This is a genomic window from Actinocrispum wychmicini, from assembly GCF_004345645.1.
GTDB lineage: Bacteria > Actinomycetota > Actinomycetes > Mycobacteriales > Pseudonocardiaceae > Kibdelosporangium > Kibdelosporangium wychmicini.
This window is the reverse complement of the sequence record NZ_SLWS01000012.1, coordinates 157,836-178,643: the sequence shown is the minus strand read 5'-3', so window position 1 is coordinate 178,643 and position 20,808 is coordinate 157,836. Positions and strand designations below refer to the sequence as shown.

General features: G+C 68.8%; 20 protein-coding genes. 8 read left to right on the top strand and 12 right to left on the bottom strand.

Annotation, left to right across the window (positions count from 1 at the left end):
• Positions 1-15 precede the first annotated feature (15 nt).
• The 3 genes from EV192_RS42235 (at position 16) to EV192_RS42225 (ending at position 3,783) form a co-directional block, all read left to right on the top strand.
• Complete coding sequence (locus tag EV192_RS42235; protein ID WP_132124364.1) at positions 16-375, top strand: nuclear transport factor 2 family protein; 360 nt, start codon at positions 16-18, stop codon at positions 373-375.
• Between the two features lie 69 nt (positions 376-444).
• Entirely contained in the window at positions 445-1,968 is a 1,524-nt protein-coding gene (locus EV192_RS42230) for a phytoene desaturase family protein (RefSeq protein ID WP_132124363.1), read from the top strand.
• Positions 1,969-3,093: 1,125 nt separating this feature from the next.
• A complete protein-coding gene (locus EV192_RS42225; protein WP_341770982.1) occupies positions 3,094-3,783 on the top strand; it encodes a ceramidase domain-containing protein in 690 nt (229 codons plus the stop codon).
• On the opposite strand, the gene rocD is transcribed toward EV192_RS42225, so the two are convergent.
• Positions 3,746-4,969 (bottom strand): ornithine--oxo-acid transaminase, encoded by a 1,224-nt coding sequence (gene rocD, locus EV192_RS42220; protein ID WP_132124362.1) that lies wholly within the window; start codon positions 4,967-4,969, stop codon positions 3,746-3,748. The two genes, EV192_RS42225 and rocD, sit on opposite strands and share 38 nt — an antisense overlap.
• Positions 4,970-5,123: 154 nt before the next feature.
• Between rocD and EV192_RS42215 the strand changes: the two genes are divergently transcribed.
• A complete protein-coding gene (locus EV192_RS42215; RefSeq protein ID WP_132124361.1) occupies positions 5,124-5,969 on the top strand; it encodes a PPK2 family polyphosphate kinase in 846 nt (281 codons plus the stop codon).
• A 5-nt stretch (positions 5,970-5,974) separates the two neighbouring features.
• Here the strand turns inward: EV192_RS42215 and EV192_RS42210 are convergent, their stop codons facing one another.
• From EV192_RS42210 to EV192_RS42200, 3 genes are all read right to left on the bottom strand, one after another.
• On the bottom strand, positions 5,975-6,166 hold the full coding sequence (locus EV192_RS42210) for a DUF397 domain-containing protein (protein ID WP_132124360.1): 192 nt from the start codon (positions 6,164-6,166) through the stop codon (positions 5,975-5,977).
• A 132-nt stretch (positions 6,167-6,298) separates the two neighbouring features.
• Positions 6,299-6,514 carry a DUF397 domain-containing protein gene (locus EV192_RS42205; protein ID WP_132124359.1) on the bottom strand — a complete coding sequence of 72 codons (216 nt, stop codon included), beginning with the start codon at positions 6,512-6,514 and terminating at the stop codon, positions 6,299-6,301.
• A gap of 1 nt (position 6,515) precedes the next feature.
• Complete coding sequence (locus EV192_RS42200) at positions 6,516-7,385, bottom strand: helix-turn-helix domain-containing protein (protein ID WP_132124358.1); 870 nt, start codon at positions 7,383-7,385, stop codon at positions 6,516-6,518.
• Between the two features lie 145 nt (positions 7,386-7,530).
• Between EV192_RS42200 and EV192_RS42195 the strand changes: the two genes are divergently transcribed.
• Complete coding sequence (locus EV192_RS42195) at positions 7,531-7,746, top strand: hypothetical protein (protein ID WP_132124357.1); 216 nt, start codon at positions 7,531-7,533, stop codon at positions 7,744-7,746.
• 51 nt (positions 7,747-7,797) lie between these two features.
• Here EV192_RS42195 and EV192_RS42190 read toward each other — a convergent pair whose 3' ends face one another.
• The 6 genes from EV192_RS42190 to EV192_RS42165 form a co-directional block, all read right to left on the bottom strand.
• Complete coding sequence (locus tag EV192_RS42190) at positions 7,798-8,787, bottom strand: TIGR03842 family LLM class F420-dependent oxidoreductase (RefSeq protein WP_132124356.1); 990 nt, start codon at positions 8,785-8,787, stop codon at positions 7,798-7,800.
• Positions 8,788-8,796: 9 nt separating this feature from the next.
• Complete coding sequence (hydA, locus tag EV192_RS42185; RefSeq protein WP_132124355.1) at positions 8,797-10,182, bottom strand: dihydropyrimidinase; 1,386 nt, start codon at positions 10,180-10,182, stop codon at positions 8,797-8,799.
• A complete protein-coding gene (locus tag EV192_RS42180) occupies positions 10,182-11,024 on the bottom strand; it encodes a nitrilase-related carbon-nitrogen hydrolase (protein ID WP_132124354.1) in 843 nt (280 codons plus the stop codon). The genes hydA and EV192_RS42180 overlap by 1 nt, the downstream gene beginning before the upstream one ends.
• On the bottom strand, positions 10,975-12,528 hold the full coding sequence (locus tag EV192_RS42175; RefSeq protein ID WP_132124353.1) for an NCS1 family nucleobase:cation symporter-1: 1,554 nt from the start codon (positions 12,526-12,528) through the stop codon (positions 10,975-10,977). Before EV192_RS42175 ends, EV192_RS42180 begins: the two co-directional genes overlap by 50 nt.
• A 118-nt stretch (positions 12,529-12,646) precedes the next feature.
• Positions 12,647-13,051 carry an SSI family serine proteinase inhibitor gene (locus EV192_RS42170; RefSeq protein ID WP_243727410.1) on the bottom strand — a complete coding sequence of 135 codons (405 nt, stop codon included), beginning with the start codon at positions 13,049-13,051 and terminating at the stop codon, positions 12,647-12,649.
• A gap of 47 nt (positions 13,052-13,098) precedes the next feature.
• Positions 13,099-14,730: a PucR family transcriptional regulator gene (locus EV192_RS42165; RefSeq protein WP_132124351.1), complete on the bottom strand. Its 1,632-nt coding sequence runs from the start codon at positions 14,728-14,730 to the stop codon at positions 13,099-13,101.
• A 108-nt stretch (positions 14,731-14,838) separates the two neighbouring features.
• On the opposite strand from EV192_RS42165, the gene EV192_RS42160 reads away from it, so the two are divergent.
• Positions 14,839-16,140 (top strand): aspartate aminotransferase family protein, encoded by a 1,302-nt coding sequence (locus EV192_RS42160; RefSeq protein ID WP_243727409.1) that lies wholly within the window; start codon positions 14,839-14,841, stop codon positions 16,138-16,140.
• Positions 16,137-17,630: a CoA-acylating methylmalonate-semialdehyde dehydrogenase gene (locus EV192_RS42155; protein ID WP_132124349.1), complete on the top strand. Its 1,494-nt coding sequence runs from the start codon at positions 16,137-16,139 to the stop codon at positions 17,628-17,630. Before EV192_RS42160 ends, EV192_RS42155 begins: the two co-directional genes overlap by 4 nt.
• Here the strand turns inward: EV192_RS42155 and EV192_RS42150 are convergent.
• Positions 17,627-18,793: a M50 family metallopeptidase gene (locus tag EV192_RS42150; RefSeq protein ID WP_132124348.1), complete on the bottom strand. Its 1,167-nt coding sequence runs from the start codon at positions 18,791-18,793 to the stop codon at positions 17,627-17,629. The genes EV192_RS42155 and EV192_RS42150 overlap by 4 nt on opposite strands.
• Positions 18,794-18,972: 179 nt before the next feature.
• On the opposite strand from EV192_RS42150, the gene EV192_RS42145 reads away from it, so the two are divergent.
• A complete protein-coding gene (locus EV192_RS42145) occupies positions 18,973-20,370 on the top strand; it encodes a glycoside hydrolase family 16 protein (protein WP_424923425.1) in 1,398 nt (465 codons plus the stop codon).
• Here the strand turns inward: EV192_RS42145 and EV192_RS42140 are convergent.
• Complete coding sequence (locus EV192_RS42140; RefSeq protein ID WP_132124347.1) at positions 20,354-20,752, bottom strand: RidA family protein; 399 nt, start codon at positions 20,750-20,752, stop codon at positions 20,354-20,356. The two genes, EV192_RS42145 and EV192_RS42140, sit on opposite strands and share 17 nt — an antisense overlap.
• Between the last annotated feature and the right edge of the window lie 56 nt (positions 20,753-20,808).

Genomic DNA, 20,808 nt, shown 5'->3' with positions numbered 1-20,808 from the left:
TGGCAGACTCCAGAGATGGGCCAACCGGACGCCGCCGGCGTAGTGCGACGGCATGTGGACGCGTTCAACTCGCGTGACCTGGACGGTTTGATGGCCGGGTTCACTGATGACGCGCTGTGGGTCACCGGCACCACGGTGGTCCGCGGGCGCGTCGAACTGGCCGAGTTCTTCGCCGCCGCGATGGCCGGCCTCCTGCCGACGCTCGTGATCGAGAGCCTGCTCGCCGTGGACGACCGCGCCGCCTGCCAGCTGACCGAGACGCTGACCACGGAAGGCCAGCAACGGACCTTCGCCATCGCGGGGTTCTACGAGGTGCGTGACGGTCGCATCGCGTCGGCGAAGATCTACCGCGAAGGCAGCGCCGACGTCGCCTGACCCGCTGCTCGGCCATTGACACGCGATGGCTGCGGCGGTTGAGGTGGAGGCGGCGAAGGAGGGTGTCGGATGGCTTGGGATGTCGTTGTCGTCGGTGGCGGGCACAACGGGTTGGTGGCGGCCGCGTATCTGGCGCGGGCCGGATTGTCCGTGGTGGTGCTGGAACGACGTGCGGAGCCGGGCGGGGCCGCGGTGTCCTTCCGGGCGTTTCCCGGAGTGGATGTGCGGCTTTCGCGTTACTCGTACCTGGTGAGCCTGCTGCCCCGGAAGATCGTCGCGGACCTGGGGTTGGCCGTCGATGTCCGGCGGCGGCGGATCTCGTCGTACACGCCCGTGGGGGCCGACGGGTTGCTTGTGGACACAGGCGATTCCGTGCGTACCGCGGAGTCGTTCGCTCGCATCACCGGTGGATCGGGTGAGTTCGAGGCGTGGCAACGATTCTACGGGATGACCGCGCGGGTTGCCGAGCGGATTTTCCCGATGTTGACGGAACCGTTGCCCAGCAAGGAGTCTGTGCGTGCGGCGGTGGGGGAGGAGGCTTGGCGGACGTTCTTCGTCGAGCCGCTCGGGGTTGCGGTGGAGCGCGAATTCCGGGACGATCACGTCAGAGGGGTCGTCCTGACGGACGGTCTCATTGGAACGTTCGCCGCGGCCGACGACGTTGAGCTGCGGCAGAACCGGTGTTTCCTGTACCACGTGATCGGGAACTCCACCGGCGACTGGGACGTTCCTGTAGGTGGAATGGGTGTGGTGAGCGGGGAACTGGCTCGGGCGGCGCGGGAAGCCGGGGCCTCGATCATCACCGGTGCCGAGGTGACGTCCATCGATCCTGATGGTCAGGTTCGTTATCGGGTCGGCGATGACGATCGGACTGTCTCCTGTGGACGAATCCTGGCGAACGTGTCGCCGGTGACGTTGTCGGAGCTGCTGGGCGAGGCTCCGGGCGCGGCACCGGAAGGCGCGCAGCTCAAAGTGAATATGGTGCTCCGCAGGCTGCCGAGACTGCGGGACGGTGTTGACCCACGGGACGCGTTCGCCGGCACGTTCCACGTCAACGAGTCCTACCAACAGTTGTCGGTTGCCTACGAGGAGGCCGCCGCGGGACGGATTCCGCGGTTGCCGCCGTGCGAGATCTACTGTCACTCGCTCACCGACCCCTCGATCCTGGGGCCGGCCGAGCGAGCGGCCGGCGCGCACACCCTCACCCTGTTCGGATTGCACATGCCAGCACGGCTTTTCCGCTCGGACAACGAAAAAGCCCGTGCCGAGGCGCTTAGGGCGACGATCATGTCGCTCGACAGCGTCCTGGCCGAGTCCATTGAGGACTGTGTGTGGCGAGGCCCGAACGGTGAGCCGTGCGTGGAGGCCAAGACACCGATCGACCTGGAAACCGAACTGGGTATGCCGGCCGGACACATCTTCCACCGCGACCTGTCCTGGCCCTACGCGGAAGACCCAGCCAACGAAGGCACCTGGGGAGTGGAGACCGAGCACCAGCGCGTGCTCCTGTGCGGCGCCGGAGCACAACGAGGCGGCGGCGTAAGCGGAATCCCCGGCCACAACGCAGCCATGGCAGTCCTCAGCCAGCACTGACAACGCCCACTGAGAACGCACCCTGAGAACGGCCGTGAGGGCTGGCCCCGCGCGGCCAGACGCTCGGGCTGGAACGCATGAGGGCTGACCCTGGGTCCACACACTCGGCCGAGGACCTGAAGGCTGACCCACGCGGCACCCCCTCAGCCGGGCGCTGAGGGGCAGGCCCCGGGCGGCTGGGTGTCGGCTGGGGTGCTGACGGGCGGGGGCCGGGTGGCGGTGGGCTCATGGGGGTGCTGAGGGCGAGCTCTGTGCGGTGGAGGGACTCGGCCAGTCGCGCTGAGGGTGGACCCGGCGGCAGTGTGCTGGGCTGGGCGCCGGGTTCAAGGTTGGGCGCTGGCTGTGGTGTCGGGAACGAGGTACTGGGCGCAGGTTGTGGCTCATGCTGATGCCTGGCCGCCCAGTGATGCCTGACGCCCTGTGATGTCCGGCGCCCGGCGATGTTGGCCGCCCGCCACAGGCCACCACCGAAACGACCCAGCGTCGCGGCCCAGATGCAGGGAGGTGGTAAGGAGCGACATCTTGGGGACGAGGTGCGAACTGGGTTGAAGCGGGACGGCAGCCCGAGCGACCTCGGGGTGAGGTGCGAGCGCGGGGAGCGATACCGCGGGCGTGGGGCGGGATCGAGAGGCAATGAGGCCTCGGGTTGAGGAGTGGGGTGCGGCCCCGCGTGGGAGAGCGGGCGACGGGGTGAGGCCTCGTGGGAGAGCGGGTGAAGGGTGGGGGAACGGGAGAGGAGCGAAGAGGAGAGCGGGAGTGGGAGAGCGGGACGAGTGGGAGAGAGGTGCGGCCTCGGGGTGGAGGAGCGGGTGAAGGGGCTCGGGGTGGCGAGCGATATCGCGGCGGTCGAGTGTGAGTGCGAGTGCGAGTGGGTGGGGTGGCGGCCGGTGAGGTGGGCATGGGCTGAGGTGGCGGCCCGGGTGAGGCGTGGGGTGGGGGTGGTGGTTCGGGATGAGGTGGGCGTGGGATTGGGGTGACGGTTCGGGGTGAGATGGGCGTGGGGTGAGGGTGGCGGCCCGGGTGAGGTGAGCGTGGGGTGAGGGTGGCGGTTCGCGGTGAGGGTGGCGGTTCGGGTGGGGTGACGGTTTGGGTGGGGTGGTGGTTGTCGGGTTGGCGTGATACATCGTGTTCGTGCTGACTGTGCCGGGTGTCGACTACATCGACAATTACTGTGAGCGGACGGATGGGTCGTTTTGGAGTGAGCCGCTCAACGCGGTGAGCAATGTGTCGTTCTTGGTCGCGGCGGTGGCTGCTTGGGTGCTGGTTCGGCGGGCTTCGAGGGGGGTTGGGCGGCCTGCGGGGGAGTTGTACGCGTTGCCGGCGATGATCTTTTTGATCTTTGCCGGCAGCAGTGCGTTTCACACCACGGCCACGCGGTGGGGACTGGTGGCGGACAGTGGGTCCATTGGTGTGTACATGGTGTACTTCATCGCCTTGTGGCCCAGGCTTTACTGGGGGCTGCCGTGGCGTCGGGCCTGGTTGGGGGCGCCTGTCTTTCTCGCGTTCACCGCTTTGGTCAGCTTGATACCCGGGTTGCCGGGGATGTACCTGTCCGCGTTGATCGGGTTGTTGGTGCTGGCCGGGTTGCTGTTCTACTCCGACCACGCGGAGAGGCGGCCGCACTGGCGTTGGTACGTGACGGCCGCCTTGATCTTCGCTGTGTCACTCACCGCGCGGACGCTCGATGAGCCGATGTGTGCCCAGATGCCGATCGGGTCGCACTACATCTGGCACCTGCTCAACGGGCTGGTGCTCTATGTGGTGACGTACGCCGCGGTCAGCCGTTGGCGCCAAGTACTTCAGCCAGTGCCGTGACACCCAGGTCGATCTCGTCGCGGGTGATCACCAGCGGCGGGGCGACCCGCAGGGTGGTGTCCTGCGTTTCCTTGCACAGCACACCGCGTTCGGCGAGGGCCTCGGAGGCCTGCCTGCCGGTCAGGCCGCCCGGGGCGATCTCGACACCGGCCCACAGCCCACGGCCACGCACCGAAGTGACGCCGTCGAGCTCGTTGAGCCGGCTGTGCAGGTACTTGCCGAGCTCGCGGGACCTTTCCTGGAACTCGCCGGTCGCCAGGAGTTTGATGACCGCCCGGCCGATCGCGCACGCCAGGGGGTTGCCGCCGAAGGTGGAGCCGTGCTCGCCGGGACGCAGCACGCCGAGCACGTCCCGTCGGCCGACCACCGCCGACACCGGCATGATGCCGCCGCCGAGCGCTTTGCCCAGCGTGTACAGGTCGGCGCGGACACCCTCGTGGTCGCTCGCGAGCAACTCGCCGGTACGGGCCAGGCCGGACTGGATCTCGTCGGCGATGAACAGCACCTGGTTGTCGTCGCAGATCTGGCGGATCGCCCGCAGGTAGCCGTCCGGTGGCACGATCACGCCGGCCTCGCCCTGGATCGGCTCGATCAGCACGGCCGCGGTCCGGTCGGTGACCGCGTTCCGGATCGCGTCCGCGTCGCCGTACTCCACCACCCGGAAACCCGGGGTGAACGGGCCGAAGTCCCGGCGGGCCACCTCGTCGGTGGAGAACGACACGATCGTGGTGGTGCGGCCGTGGAAGTTCGAGCCGGCGACCACGATCTCCGCCGTCCCGGCGGGGACACCTTTCACCTGGTAGGCCCACTTGCGGGCGACCTTCACCGCGGACTCGACGGCTTCGGCGCCGGAGTTCATCGGCAGCACCATCTCGGTGCCGGTCAGCTCGGCCAGCTCACGGCAGAACAGGCCCATCTGGTCGTGGTGGAACGCGCGGCTGGTCAACGTCAGCCGGTCCAGCTGGGCGTGCGCGGCCGCGACCAGGTCCGGGTGGCGGTGGCCGAAGTTCAGCGCCGAGTACCCGGCCAGGAAGTCCAGGTAGCGGCGTCCGCGCACGTCGGTCACCCAGGCGCCCTCGGCCTCGGCGATGACCACCGGCAGCGGATGGTAGTTGTGCGTGCTCCAGCGCTCGTCGAGCGCGATGTACTCGGCCGATGTGGTGGCGGCGTCCGCGGTCAGCGTCATACCCGATAGGTTAAATGCTGAAGGACGTCGATTTCATCCGCTGGGTATTGCGTACTGTGTCGATTCATTGCGTGATCAGGGCATTGGGCATTCGATTGTTGTCCAACCGCGTGTTCGATCATCTACAGTGGACCTCGATCGATAGGCTCAGCTGATGGGCCACGATCGCGTACGGGAGGCGCTGCGGGTGCGCCAGGGTCTCGACCCGGCCACCAAGCCGACCAAGGTGTTCAGCGACAAACCGGACGACCTGCCGGTCGGTCCGCGTTCCAAGTCCAACGCGGCCAAACAGCTGGTCAGCACCGGCCAGAAGCTCGACGCCCTGCAGGAGACCCTGTACGCGGGCGCGTCCCACCGGGTGCTGCTGGTCCTGCAGGGCATGGACACGTCAGGCAAGGGCGGCACCATTCGGCACGCCTGCGGCCTGGTGAACCCGCAGGGACTGCACATCCACTCGTTCAAGAAGCCGACCCGGGCCGAGCTGCGGCACGACTTCCTCTGGCGGGTCCGCCGCGCACTGCCCGGACCGGGCATGATCGGCGTGTTCGACCGGTCGCACTACGAGGACGTGTTGGTCGCCCGGGTCGACGAGCTCGTGCCAGAGGACGTGTGGCGGGAGCGGTACAACCAGATCAACGCCTTCGAGGCGGAACTCACGGCCTCCGGCACCGCGGTCGTCAAGTGCTTCCTGCACATCTCGCCCGAGGAACAGCTCAACCGGCTGGCGGCCCGGCTGCAGCGGCCGGAGAAGACCTGGAAGTACAACCCCGGCGACCTGGACGCGCGGGCCAAATGGGACGACTACCAGAAGGCGTACGCCGAGGCCCTCGTCCGTACGGACAGTGACGCGGCGCCCTGGTACGTGGTGCCGTCCGACCACAAGTGGTACCGCAACTGGGCGGTGTCCGAGATCCTGCTGGAAACCCTGCAGGACCTCGATCTGTCCTACCCGGAACCGGACTTCGACGTCGCCGCCGAACTGGCCCGGCTACGCTCCTGACCGTCCTACCTGGACTGGCCGCTGTCCAGGAAGCCCCGCCAGGCAGCCGGTCCGAAGTGGACGATCGGGCCTGGCCGGTTCTTCGAGTCGCGCACGTGGACACCCGTGCCGGTGAACCGCACCTCGACGCAGTTGGCCCCTGCGGTGCCGCTGTACGAACTCTTCCGCCACCCCATGCCATCCCCCTGTCCGCGCATCAGCCCACCTCTGTCGTGCCACCGGATGTGACGACCCAGTAGCAGAACGTTGCGTACCACCGGCGGATCGTTGCGTGGACGATACCGGACTGCCGCTGACCTGTTCGACGCGCGGTCCACATCCGCGGTGGGTCAGGGCGCCGCCCCGAATTCGTCGGCGGCGTGACCGGGCACAATCGACACGAAGCCCGACCAGGCACCGGCTCCAAATTGGACCTGGGGGCCGCCGCGGTTCTTCGAGTCGCGCACCTGGACATCCGTGCCGGTGAACCGCACCTCGACGCAGTTGGCGCCGCTGGACCCGCTGAACGAACTGGTGAACCACGTGCCGGACGCGGCTGCGCGCATCTCAGACCGCCTCTGCGATGGAACCGATCAGTCGTGCGGACTCTATCGGGTCCAGTGCCAGTTGGTCGCTCAGCCGGGCGAAGGCGCGCCGCAGAGACGCGGTGTCACTTGGCTCGTCGAAGTACAGTTCCGATCCGAACACGACGGAGTAGACGCCGACTGGGGGCGCTGCGCCGGCGAAGTCGAACAAGGTGAAGGCGCCGCCGCGGATCGGGTTGCTCGGCGTGCCCTGTGGCAGGACCTGGACGGTGAGATCCGGGCGTTCGTCACAGAGTTTCTGGATGTGCCGGAGCTGTTCCCGCATCACGTCCGGGCCGGCCACGTTGGCGCGTAACGCCTCCTCGCCGATCACGAACCAGAAGCTCTTGTGGGTGTCGCCGTACAGCGTTTTCTCCTGGCGGTCCATTCGGAACGAGATCCGCTCGTCCGGCTCCGGATCCGATGGCTCCCACCAGATGCCGTCGCCGTCCTCGATGATCGCCCGGACGTACGCGGGGCTCTGCAACAGGCCGGGAACGAGACTCGACTCGTAGCACCGGATCTCGGTGGCGCTCACCTCGAGGTCGGCGAACCGGAGATGGGAGTCCGGCAGCAGGTCGGTGTACGGCCGGCTGCGCTGCCGCCTGCGGGCCTTGGCGCCCAACGCGAGTACGGTCTCGCGGGCGGCCGGGGAGACCCCGTAGAAGTCGAGCAGCCTCGCCAGGTCCTCCTGGTTGAGGGTGCCCTTGCCCTCTTCCAGTTCGACGATCCGGGAGCGGACCCGGCCGATCGCGTCGGCCGCCGCCTGCTGGGTCTCGGTGGCCTGGTCGCGCAGGCGGCGGAGGGTGAGGCCCAGTTGTCGACGCTCGAACGTCTGGCGGGCTCGCCCCATCCCGGGACGCCTCCATTCTCCAGGCTCGACGAGGACAGGTCTCACTCGAAAGGGTCAAGGCTCTAGGGCGACTGTCGCGCTACTCTACCTCTAGCGCGACCGTCGCCCTAGAGGGACCACCATACGTGATCGAGGGGTCGGGACCATGGCCTTGAATTCGAGCGGCGTGTCCGTCGAGTCCTGGGTGGAGCTGGGACAGGACGTGACCATGCGCCAGGAGACGGATCTGCTGAACCAGCAAGCGATGCTGTACTTCGGCAACGCCGACGAGTACGTGCTCATCCTGGGCCGGGAGAACCTCCGCCAGGTCATCTCGCTGGCCACCAAGGCCTTGTCCGAACTGGACGCCAAGCCGGAGTGAACGGGTCGCGGCCGCCCGGGGGAGCCCGGTCGGCCACGACCCCCGGATGGTTCAGATCTTGGCCACGATCTGCCCGTACGCGTTCAGGGTCTCCTCGCGCTGGTCGTGCATCAGATAGAGGGAGAACTGGTCCACCCCGAGTTCTTTCAGCTCCTGCAGGCGGTCGATGTGGGCCGACGCCGGGCCCACCAGGCAGAACCGGTCCACGATCTGGTCGGGCACGAAGTCCGTGGACGGATTCCCCGCCCGGCCGTGGTGCGAGTAGTCGTACGCCTGCCGGCCCTTGATGTAGTCGGTCAGCTCGTGCGGCACCGGACCCGAGTCGCCGTACCGGCCCACCAGGTCCGCGACGTGGTTGCCGACCATTCCGCCGAACCACCGGAGCTGGTCGCGCTGGTGCGCGACGTCGTCGCCGACGTAGGCCGGGGCGGCCACGCAGATCGTGATCGACGCCGGGTCACGGCCCGCCTCCTCGGCCGCCTGCCGGACCGAGCCGATCGTCCACCGGGTGATCGCCGGGTCCGCGGTCTGCAGGATGAAGCCGTCGGCGTGTTCGCCGACCAGCTTCAACGCCTTCGGACCGTACGCGGCCATCCAGACCGGCAGCCGCCCGTCCTGCACCCACGGGATCCGCACCGGGGTGCCGTGGTGCTCCACCTCGCGGCCCTCGGCCAGTTCCCGGATCACGTGCATGGCGTCCCGCAGGTACGCCAGGTTCGCCGGCTGCTGGCCGATCACCCGCCGGGCCGAGTCGCCGCGGCCGATCCCGCACACCGTCCGGTTGCCGAACATGTCGTTCAGCGTGGCGAACAGGGACGCGGTGACCGACCAGTCGCGGGTGCTCGGGTTGGTCACCATCGGCCCCACGGTCAGGCCCGTGGTGTTCGCCAGGATCTGCGAGTAGATGACGAACGGCTCCTGCCACAGCACCACCGAGTCGAACGTCCAGCCGTAGGTGAAGCCCTTGTCCTCGGCCACCTTCATCAGCCGGACGACCTCGCCGGCCGGCGGGTCGGTCTGCAGCACAACGCCGAAATCCATCGATCGCTCCTAGGTCAGGTACTGGCAGAGGTCACGGGTCAGGAACCGCCCGTGTCCGGTCGCGCCGTGGAAGGCGTTGTCCGCCACCACGACCCGGCCCCGGGACAGCACGGTGTCCACCTTGCCGGTGATCGCCAGCCCCTCGTACGCCGAGTAGTCCACGTTCATGTGATGGGTGGCCGCCGACAACGTCTGGGTCGCCGTCGGGTCGTAGACCACGATGTCCGCGTCCGAGCCCGGCGCGATCACCCCCTTGCGAGGGTAGAGGCCGAACATCCGGGCCGGCGTGGTCGAGGTGATCTCCACCCATCTGGCCAGCGAGATCTCCCCGGCGACCACCCCTTGGTGCAGCAGGTCCATCCGGTGCTCCACGCCGGGGATGCCGTTCGGGATCTTCGAGAAGTCGTCCCGGCCCAGCTCCTTCTGCTCGTTGAAGCAGAACGGGCAGTGGTCGGTCGACACCACCGACAGGTCGTTGGTCCGCAGCCCCCGCCACAGCGAGGCCTGGTGTTCGCGAGGACGCAACGGCGGCGAGGCCACGTACTTGGCGCCCTCGAAGTCCGGCCTGGCCAGGTCCTCAATGGACAGGTAGAGGTACTGCGGGCACGTCTCGGCGAACACGTTCTGACCGGTGTCGCGGGCGTTCGCCACCGCGGCGAGCGCCTCGGCGGCCGACAGGTGCACGATGTACAGCGGCGAACCCGTGACCTTCGCCAGGGTGATCGCGCGAGAGGTCGCCTCGCCCTCCAACTCGGCCGGGCGGGTCAGGCCGTGCTGCACCGGGTCGGTCTTCCCGGCCGCCAACGCCTGCGCGACCAGCTCGTCGATCGCGATGCCGTTCTCGGCGTGCATCATGACCAGGCCGCCGGTGTCCGCCGCGCGCTGCATCGCCCGCAGGATCTCGCCGTCGGTCGCGTAGAACACGCCGGGATACGCCATGAACATCTTGAAGCTGTTCACGCCCGCGTCGATGCACGTCCGCATCTCCTTCAACGACGTGTCGTTGACGTCGGACACGATCATGTGGAACGCGTAGTCGATCGCGCAGTTGCCGTCCGCCTTGCTGTGCCACTTGTCCAAAGTAGACTGCAAGGTGGTGCCCTTGACCTGCACGGCGAAGTCGATGATCGTGGTCGTGCCACCCCACGCCGCCGCGGTCGTGCCGGTGGCGAACGTGTCGTGGGACGACGTCCCGCCGAACGGCATTTCCATGTGGGTGTGCGCGTCGATACCGCCGGGCAGCACGTACTTGCCCGCGGCGTCGATGACCTTGTCCGCCTCCCACGCGATCCCGGGGGCGGACAGCGCCGCGATCCGCTCATCGGAGACCAGGACGTCCGCCACGACCGCGCCCGTCGACGACAGCACGGTCCCGCCCTTGATGAGGGTCCGCATCACGGCTTCACCAGGCCCTCGTACGTGTCCGGCCGGCGGTCGCGGTAGAACGCCCACAGATCGCGGACCTCGGCGAGCCGGTCCATGTCCAGGTCACGGACGACGACCTCCTCCTCGGTGTCCGACGCCGCGTCGCCGACCAGCTGCCCACGCGGGTCCACGAAGTACGACTGCCCGTAGAAGTCGTTGTCGCCCAGCGGTTCCACACCGACGCGGTTGATCGTGCCCACGTAGTACTCGTTCGCGACGGCCGCCGCCGGCTGCTCCAGCCGCCACAGGTACTCCGACAGGCCACGGCTCGTCGCCGACGGGTTGAACACGATCTCCGCCCCCGCCAGGCCGAGCGCCCGCCAGCCCTCCGGGAAGTGCCGCTCGTAGCAGATGTACACGCCGATCCGGCCGACCGCGGTGTCGAACACCGGGTACCCGAGGTTGCCCGGCCGGAAGTAGAACTTCTCCCAGAAGCCCTTCACCTGCGGGATGTGGTTCTTGCGGTGCATGCCGAGGTACGTGCCGTCGGCGTCGATCACGGCGGCGGTGTTGAAGTACACCCCGGGCTGCTCCACCTCGTACATCGGCACGACGAGCACGACCCCGTGGCTCTTGGCGACCTCCTGCATCAGCTTGGTGGTCGGCCCGTCCGGGATCTGCTCGGTGTAGGAGTAGTAGTCCGCGTCCTGCACCTGACAGAAGTACGGGCCGTAGAACAACTCCTGCAGGCAGACCACCTGGGCGCCCTGGGACGCGGCCGACGCGATCGCGGTGACCGCGTTCGCGGTCATCGACTCCTTGTCACCCGTCCACCGCTGCTGCACCAAGCCGGCTCGAACTGTCCGCGGCACTTGTCGCCTCCTCTTTGGTACTGATCGAAAGGGCCAGATAGACCAGGAAGGCGGCGATCAGGCCGACCACCCAGCTGAAGTCGTACAGTGGCTTGAGGAACGGGATCAACCCGCCGGTGGGGAACGGTCCGCCGTACGCGCCGCCCACACCGAGCACGGCACCCACGACGGTCGCCACGATCGCCCGCCAGTTCCAGCCACCCTTGAACCAGTACGCCCCACCCCCGTCTTTGTACAGGTCCGCCAGGTTGAGCCGGGTCCGCAGCACCGACCAGTACCCGGCGATCAGCACGCCCGCGATCGCGGCCAGCACACCGCCGTAGAACCCGAGCCACGTGAAGATGTAGACGCCCGGGTCGGAAATGAGCCGCCACGGCTGGATCAGGACCCCGATCACGCCGGTGATCAGGCCGCCGACCGCGAACGTGATCTTCCTGGGGAACGCGTTGGAGAAGTCGTACGACGGGCTCACCACGTTCGCCGCCAGGTTCGCCGACACAGTGGCAAGCACCAGCGCGATCAGCGCCACCACGACCAGGACCGGGCTGGAGAACTTGCTCGCCAGGTACGCCGGGTCCCACAGCTTGTCGTCGTCGCCGTACAGCGCGGTCGCGCCGGACGTGGTCAGGATGGCCACGATCGCGATGAACGACATCGTCGTCGGCAGGCCCAGGATCTGGCCCTTCACCTGCTGGCGCTGGCCGCCGCCGAACCGGGTGAAGTCCGGCATGTTCAACGACAGCGTGGACCAGAACGCGATCATCGCCATCAGCGACGGGAAGAACGTGGTCCAGAACTGCGAGCCCCAGCCGAGCTTGGACGGCTCGGACAGGATCGGCCCGAACCCGCCCGCCTTGACCACCACGTAGATGAGCAGGATCAGGAACCCGATCGAGACCAGCGGCGCGGTCCAGTTCTCGAACCGGCGGATCGCCTCCATGCCGCGCCAGATGATGAGCATCTGCACGACCCAGAACAGCGCGAAGCACAGCCACAGCGTCCACGGCTGGTCGCCGATCTTGCCCGCGCCAGTCCAGCCGTCGCCGGCGAGCTTGCCGATGATGACGAACAGCGCCTCGCCGCCGACCCAGGTCTGGATACCGAACCACGCGCACGCGATGAACGCACGCAGCAACGCGGCCAGGTTCGCGCCGCGTACGCCGTAGAACGCGCGGGCGAACACCGGGAACGGGATGCCGTACTTCGTGCCCGCGTGGCTGTTGAACAGCATCGGGACGAGCACGATCAGGTTGCCCAGGGTGATCGTGAGGAACGCCTGCACCCAGTTCATCCCGAGAATGATGAGCGAGGACGCCAGGGTGTAGCTGGGGATGTTGTGGGCCATCCCCATCCACAGCGCGAAGTAGTTGTACGTGGTCCAGCGCCGGCGTTCGATCGGCACCGGCGCCAGCTCGGGGTTGTAGAACCGGCTACCGGCGATCGCCGAGCTGTCGACCAGCTCGACACGGCCGTCGGGCTGGGTCACCTGCGCTGGTCGGGCCATCGGGTACTCCGCTCGTGCCGGGGTCCATCCGGGCATCCTGGGTGGCCAGTGATCCGCACGGCAGAGTCACAGTGTCAATTCTTCGCGGTCATGGTGAACACTGTGTAAGTTGCGGGCTTCAGAAGTCGAAGACCAGGTCGGTCTGCGAGCCGGCGGCGCAGTCGTTCGGGAACATCGCCGTCCAGTCGACCGGCCGGCCTCGCCAGGTGCCGTGGGCCGAGGCGCGCACCGGGGCGTAGTTCAGGGTGCACATCCGGTGCAGCGGTTCGATCCGGTTGAAGTCGCCGCCCGCCTTGGCCAGCACCGCGCAGGCGTCGTCCCTGGTGGGGTGGGTGCCGCCGGTCGGCTCGCACGCCAAGGTTATGAGCTTGGGCAGCAGGCCGGTGACCGGGTCGACCCCGGGGCCGTCCTTGGTCAGCAACAGGGACGTGTCCGCGGGCGCCGCGTTCGCGGGCACGGCGTTGGCAAGTACGGGGACGAGCAGGAACGCGGCGGCGCTGACCAGGGCGGCGGTGGTACGCAACGGAGAAAGCATGGCTTAGAGATCGGCCTCGACGCCGTCGAGCTGAGCTACTCGGTCGTGTGATGGGCTTGCACGTCCAGGGTCAACAAGGCCACGTAGAGCGACAGCATCGACTCCGGGTCCTCCAGTGACACGCCCAGTACCTGCTCGATCCGGGAAAGCTGTTGGTAGTAGGCGGTTCTGGACATGTGCGCGGCCTCGGCGGCGGCCGACTTGTTGCCGCCCTTGCGGCAGTAGTGGCGCAGGATGTCGACCAGCCGGCTGCCGTTGGTCGCGTCCCTGGCCAGCAGCGCGCCGAGCTCGCGGTCGCTGAACGCGGTCACTCGCTCGTCGTTGGCCAGCAGGTGCAGCAGGCCGCGCAGGCGGACGTCGTCGAGCCGGTGGTACAGGCGGTCCGATGTGGACCGAAGCGCGGCGTCGGCGACGTGCGCGGCTTCGACCAGGCTGCGCCGCACCCCGGTCAGCCGGTCCACGGTCGTGCCGACCGCGAGCACGACGGGCAGCGCCCGTTGCGTGGCGCCAGCCGCTTGGTGCACCTCCTTGGCCAGTTTGCGCAGCGCGTTGTCCACTTCGGCCTGCGGCGGCAACGACAGCAGGGCGCGGACGCTGGTGTCGTCGACCACGCCGACCAGCGCGGCGACCTGGGCCCGGCGGCCGGCCAGCGCGGTGGCCTCGGCGAGGTCGCGCAGGACCTCCTGGGTGGCCATGGCCGGCGCCGGGTTCGCCGATGTTCTGGGCCGGACCGCGATCCCGACCAGCCGCCGGTGCTCCAGCGGCACGCCGAGGGCGGCGGCGCGGGCGTTCAGGTTCCCGGCCGGCCCGCTCGTCGCCAGCATCTCCGTGAGCAGCGTGCGGTGCGCGTGCCGTTCGAGCCCTTCACGGTCACGGGCCACGAGCCGGTGCACGGCCAGCGCGGAGGCGGCTCGTTCGGCGACCACGATGTACCTGTGCGGCGGGGCGTCCGGGCACAGCATCACCAGCCGGCCCCAGTCGTTGCCGCGCGCGCCGACGACCGTGATCAGCCAGCCCGCGTCCGGGTCATAGCTGGTCCGTTCGGTGACGTGCACCGCCCGGGACCGCCTCGCCCAGTCCCGTAGCACCTCGCCGGGGTCGGCCTTGGCCGTGTCGTAGGCGAGCACATCGTGCGACAGCGTCTCCAACACGACAGGGCAGCCCGCGGTCCTCGCCACCTCACGCAGCACCTCGGCCGGTTCGGCGCCCGCGACCGTCAACGCCGTGAACGTCTCGTGCACCTGCTCGGCCGCCCGCAGCTCGGCGACCTGCGCGTCCACGATGAGGCCGACGATCGCCTCGGTCACCGTCACGAACCGGGTCTCCTCTGACAACGTCACCAGCGGCAGGCCACGCCGTTCGGCCGCGCCGACGAACGCGGACGGCAGCTTGTCGCTCCAGTGCCGCCGCAGCTCGACCACGACCCCGGCGGCGCCGACGTCGGCCAGCTCGTCGACGTACCTGGCCAGCCCGGCCGGGTCGTCCGGCAGCGCGATCCCGGTGGTCAGCACCAGTTCGCCGCCGCGCAACAATTGCGCCACGTCCGGGACCTCGGCCGCGTGCACCCAGCGGACCCGTTTCGACAGGCCGCCGTGCCCGGCGACGACCCGCGGCCGGGCCTCCTGCACGACCGGCAGGGCCAACGTTTCCGAGACGGTCGGATACACCGACACACTGTAAATCGAATACCCGGTTTCCGGTACATGTTGCGTGTGGTGGCGCGCGGCGGTTCCCAGCAGACTCACCACCCAGAGACCCCCACGCTGGAGGATGCTGTGGCCGACGACCTGCTGAGCCGACACCGTGCCGTCCTGCCGGACTGGCTGGCACTGTTCTACCAGGAGCCGATCGAGATCGTCAGCGGTGACGGCAGGCGTGTCACCGACTCGCTGGGACGCACCTACCTGGACTTCTTCGCCGGGATCCTGACCAACGCGGTCGGCTACGACATCGCCGAGATCAGCGACGCGGTCCGGGCCCAGCTCGACTCCGGCGTGCTGCACACGTCCACCCTGTACCTGATCCGCAACCAGGTGGAGCTGGCCGAACGGATCGCCAAGCTGTCCGGGATCAAGGACGCCAAGGTCTTCTTCACCAACTCCGGCACCGAGGCCAACGAGACCGCGCTGATGCTGGCCACCCAGTTCCGGCACAGCGACCAGGTGATCGCGCTGCGCAACTCGTACCACGGCCGGGCGTTCGCCACGGTTGGCATCACCGGCAACCGGGGCTGGAAGGCCAGCTCGCTGTCGCCGGTCAAGGTGAGCTACGTGCACGGTGGCTACCGCTCGCGCGGCCCGTTCGCGTCGTTCTCCGACCAGGACTACGTGGCCGCGTGCGTCGACGACCTGCGGGACGTGCTCAACGTGACCACGTCCGGCGATGTCGCGTGCATGATCGCCGAGCCGATCCAGGGCGTCGGCGGGTTCAACGTGCCCCCGGACGGGATGCTCGGCGCTTTCAAGGAGGTCCTGGACGAGTACGGGATCCTGTTCGTCGCCGACGAGGTGCAGACCGGGTGGGGCCGGACCGGCGAACACTTCTGGGGCATCCAGGCGCACGGGTTCGTGCCGGACATGATGACCTTCGCCAAGGGCCTGGGCAACGGCCTGGCGATCGGCGGCGTGGTGGCCCGGCCGGACGTGATGGACTGCCTCGGCGCCAGTTCGATCTCCACGTTCGGCGGCAACCCGATCTCCACCGCCGGCGCGAAGGCCGCCCTTGACTACATCCTGGAGAAGGACCTGCAGGCCAACGCGGCCAAGGTGGGCAGCCAGCTGATCAACGGGCTGCGGGACGTCTCCGAGGAGCACCCGGTCGTGGCGGACGTGCGTGGCAAGGGCCTGATGATCGGGATCGAACTGGTCGGCCCGGATGGGCGGACGCCCAGCCCGGAGGCGGCCGCCCGGTTCATGGAGCACACCAAGGCGCGCGGCCTGCTCGTCGGCAAGGGCGGCCTGTACGGGAACGTGATCCGGCTGGCGCCGCCGATGACGTTGACCGAGGAGGAGGCCGAAGAGGGCCTCGGCATTCTGACCGAGTCGATCGTCGCTGTGGACAAGGAGATCGCTGGATGAGCCGGATCACCCACTGGATCAACGGCAAGCCGTGGGACGGCGTCGTGGACCGCACCGGCGAGGTGTTCGACCCGGCCACCGGTGCCCTCAGCGGGACCGTCGACTTCGCCGGCCAGTCCGAAGTGGACGCCGCGGTCGCGGCGGCGGCCACGGCCTTCCCGGCGTGGCGAGACGCTTCGTTGGCCAAACGGTCCAACGTGCTCTTCAAGTTCCGGGAGCTGCTGGCGGCCCGGCGCGGCGAGCTGGCCGCGATCGTGACCGCCGAGCACGGCAAGGTCCTGGACGACGCGGGCGGCGAGGTACAGCGCGCGCTTGAGGCGGTCGAGTTCGCCTGCGGCATCCCGCACCTGCTCAAGGGCGGGTTCAGCGAGAACGTCTCGACCAGGGTGGACGTGTACTCGATCCAGCAGCCGCTCGGGGTGGTCGGGGTGATCTCGCCGTTCAACTTCCCCGCGATGGTCCCGTTGTGGTTCGTGCCGAACGCGATCGCGTGCGGCAACACCGTGGTGTTGAAGCCGTCCGAAAAGGACCCTTCGGCGTCGGTGTTCATCGCCGAGCTGTGGGCGGAGGCCGGGCTGCCGGACGGCGTGCTGAACGTGCTGCACGGCGACAAGGTCGCGGTGGACGGGCTGCTGGAACACCCCACGGTCAAGGCGATCTCGTTCGTCGGGTCGACGCCCATCGCCCGGTACGTGTACGAGACCGGGACCCGGCACGGCAAACGCGTGCAGGCGTTGGGCGGGGCGAAGAACCACATGGTCGTCCTGCCGGACGCCGACCTGGACCTGGCCGCGGACGCGGCGGTGTCCGCCGGGTTCGGCTCGGCGGGGGAGCGGTGCATGGCCATCTCGGTGGTGGTCGCGGTCGACCCGGTCGGCGACGACCTGGTGGCCAAGATCGCCGACCGGATGGCCGGTCTGCACATCGGCGACGGCAGGCGGACCGGCTGTGAGATGGGACCGCTCGTCACCCGGGCCCACCGGGACCGGGTCGAGTCCTATGTGGACGCAGGTGTCGAGTCAGGAGCGACGCTGGCGGTGGACGGCCGCGGGCACCCGGTGGACGGCGCCGCCGAGGGGTTCTGGCTCGGCCCGACCCTGTTCGACAACGTGACCACCGGCATGTCCGTCTACACCGACGAGATCTTCGGCCCGGTGCTGTCGGTGGTCCGGGTGCCGAGCTACGACGCCGCGATGGACCTGGTGAACGGCAACCCGTACGGCAACGGCACGGCGATCTTCACCAACGACGGCGGCGCGGCCCGGCGGTTCCAGAACGAGGTCGAAGTCGGCATGGTCGGCGTGAACGTGCCGATCCCGGTGCCGGTGGGCTACTACTCGTTCGGCGGCTGGAAGGACTCCCTGTTCGGCGACACGCACGCCTACGGCCCACACGGGATCCACTTCTTCACGCGGTCCAAAGTGGTCACCAACAGGTGGCTCGACCCGTCGCACGGAGGCGTGAACCTGGGCTTCCCCCGCAATGTCTAGGTGATCCGGACCGGGTTCACGATGTCGGCGGTGATCGTCAGCAGCACGAAGGCGCCGCCGATCACGACGAGGACCAGGGTCACGGTCGCGAGGCGGCTGAAGTCCACCGGACCAGCCGCTTCGCGGCCGCGAAGCTTGCGGATCCAGTCGCGGATCCGTTCGTAGAAGATGATCGCGATGTGCCCGCCGTCCATCGGCAGCAGCGGAAGCAGGTTGAACACGCCGAGGAAGAGGTTCAGGCCGGCGACCATGAGGATGAACGTCGACCACAGGCCGGCCTGAACCGCCTCGCCGCCGATCCGGCTCGCGCCGACCACGCTCACCGGGGTGTCCGGGTCGCGTTCGCCGCCCATGATCGCGTTCACCAGGGCCGGCACCCGCTCCGGGAACCTGATCAGCTTCTCCCAGGTCTGGGCGAACAGCTGGCCGGTGTACGAGGTGGTGGCGCCGAACGCCTCGATCGGTCCGTACGCCAGGGCGGCGGCGGGAGTGGCGCCGATGGCCCCGACCCGGCCGGCGCCTTTTCGTTCCACCCGGGGGATGTCCACGGTGAACCGCAGCGTGCTGTCGCCACGCCGCACCTCCACCGGGGTGGGGCCGGCGGACGCGCGGACCGCGGTGACCATGTCCGCCCAGGTCGGCGTCGACTTGCCGGCCACCGACAGGACGGTGTCGCCCGAGCGGATGCCGGCGGCCTCGGCCGGGCCGAGTTGGCCGGGCGCGCAGTTCTGCCCGTCGTCCACGACACACCCGGCGACCGAGTCGATGGTGGGCTTCTCCTGCGTGTTCGGGAGTCCCATGGTGACCGACATGACGTACAGCACGAGAAAACCCAACAGGAAATGCGAAACGGGGCCGGTCGCCATGACGACCGTGCGCTTCCACGCCTTCTGCCGGTACATCGCCCGGCTTTCCTCGTCCGGGGTCAGCTCGTCCAAGGTGGTCATGCCGGCGATGTCGCAGAAACCGCCGAGCGGGACCGCCTTGAGCCCGTACTCGGTGCCGCCGCGGCGGAAGGAGAACAGCTTCGGCCCGTACCCGACGAAGAACCGCCGCACCTTCATCCCGAACGCCTTCGCGGTCAGCAGGTGCCCGGCCTCGTGCAACCCGAGCGACAGCCCGATGCACAGGGCGAAAAGGATGACTCCGAAGGCGTAGGCCATGCGCGGACTCTTGCAGCTATGACGTGAAGACGGCGTTCAGGGCCGCCTGGGTGCTGGCCGCGTCGGGCTCGCCGGCGGCGAGGTACACCGCTGCTTCGCAGGTCCGAGGTCCGGGACTTGACACGGCGAGCGTGAGAGCGCTCTCATAGAGTCCCGTGCGTGTGACAAGGAGGTCGCCCGTGTCCCCACGACGTATCCGATCCACGATGGCCGCCGCAGCCTCGGCGCTCGTCGTCCTGGCCGGAGCGCTGATGTCGACCGACAGCGCGTCCGGCGTGGTGCCACCACCGCCCGCCGGCTGGACCCAGGTGTTCGCCGACGACTTCACCGGTCCCGCCGACACCCTGCCGTCCGGCGCCAACTGGATCATCGACACCGGGCACTCGTATCCCGGCGGGCCGGGCAACTGGGGCACCGGCGAGATCCAGAACTACACCGCGAACCCGTCGAACGTGTCCCTGGACGGCGCCGGGAACCTGCGGATCACCCCGTTGCGGGACGGCGCGGGCACCTGGACGTCGGCCCGGATCGAGACCCAGCGGACCGACTTCAAGCCCCCGGACAACGGGGTGCTGCGGATCGAGGCCCGGATCCAGATGCCGAACGTCACCGGGTCGGCGGCGCTCGGCTACTGGCCGGCGTTCTGGGCGCTGGGCGGCCCGTACCGGGGCAACTGGTGGAACTGGCCGGGCATCGGCGAGTTCGACATCATGGAGAACGTCAACGGGATCAACGCCGTGTGGGGCGTGCTGCACTGCGGCGTCAACCCGGGTGGCCCGTGCAACGAGACCACCGGCATCGCGGCCAACCGCGCGTGTCCCGGCGCCAGCTGCCAGTCCGCGTTCCACACGTACCGGTTCGAATGGGACCGGAGCGTGGCCCCCAACCAGCTCCGCTGGTACGTCGACGGCACCCAGTTCCACCAGGTCGGCCAGAACCAGGTGGACGCCGGCACGTGGACCGCGATGACCGGCCACGGCGGCTACTTCGTGCTGCTGAACCTGGCGATCGGCGGCGCGTTCCCGAACGCGCTCGGCGGCCAGACACCCACCGCGGCGACAGTGCCCGGTCGGCCCCTGCTGGCCGACTATGTGGCGGTGTGGTCCCGGGGCGGAGGGACCACACCGCCGTCGTCGACGACGACCACCCCGCCGACCGGCGGTGGCGGTGACGCCTACTCGACCCTGCAGGCCGAGGCGTTCCAGGCGCAGAACGGCGTCTCAGTCGAAGCCACCACGGACTCCGGCGGCGGCCAGGACATCGGCAGCCTGGCCAACGGCGACTGGGCGCTGTACCGGGGCATCGACTTCGGCACGTCGGCCGCGCACCAGTTCGTGGCGCGGGCCGCGTCAGGCGCCGCGGGCGGGGTGAGCGGCCTGGTGGAGGTCCGTCTCGACAGCGTGTCGAACGCCCCGATCGGCAGTTTCGCGGTCGCCAACACCGGCGGCTGGCAGTCGTGGCGGACGATCCCGGCCAACATCTCGGCGGTGACCGGCACGCACGACGTGTACGTGACGTTCACCAGCGGTCAGCCGGCCGACTTCGTCAACCTCAACTGGTTCACCTTCGGGCACTAGGGATCGCGGCCACCGCGTCGATCTCGACCAGGGCGCCCGGCCGGGCCGGAGCGGCGGAGATGACGGTGATGGCCGTGCGGTGAGCACCCCACACGGAAACTGCCGCCGCGTACCCCTCGGCGATGTCGACACCGGCGGCCAGGTAGATCGTCAGTTTGGCGACGTGCTCGGCGTCGGTGCCGGCTTCGGCGAGGACGGCGAGCACGTTGCGCATGGCTTGCTGTGTCTGTGCTTCCAGTCCGTCGAGCAGATCGCCGGTCTGGTTCGTCCCGTTCTGCCCGCCGACGTAGAGCGTCTGCCCGGCGGGAACGATCATGCCCTGCGCGAAGGCCGGGCTGGTGGGCAGCTGAGGCGGGTCGACCGGGGTGGGTTGCGTGTTCATGGCGCCAGCCTTGCGGCTATCGCGGACAGGATCGTTCCGTGATTCGTGCGACGATC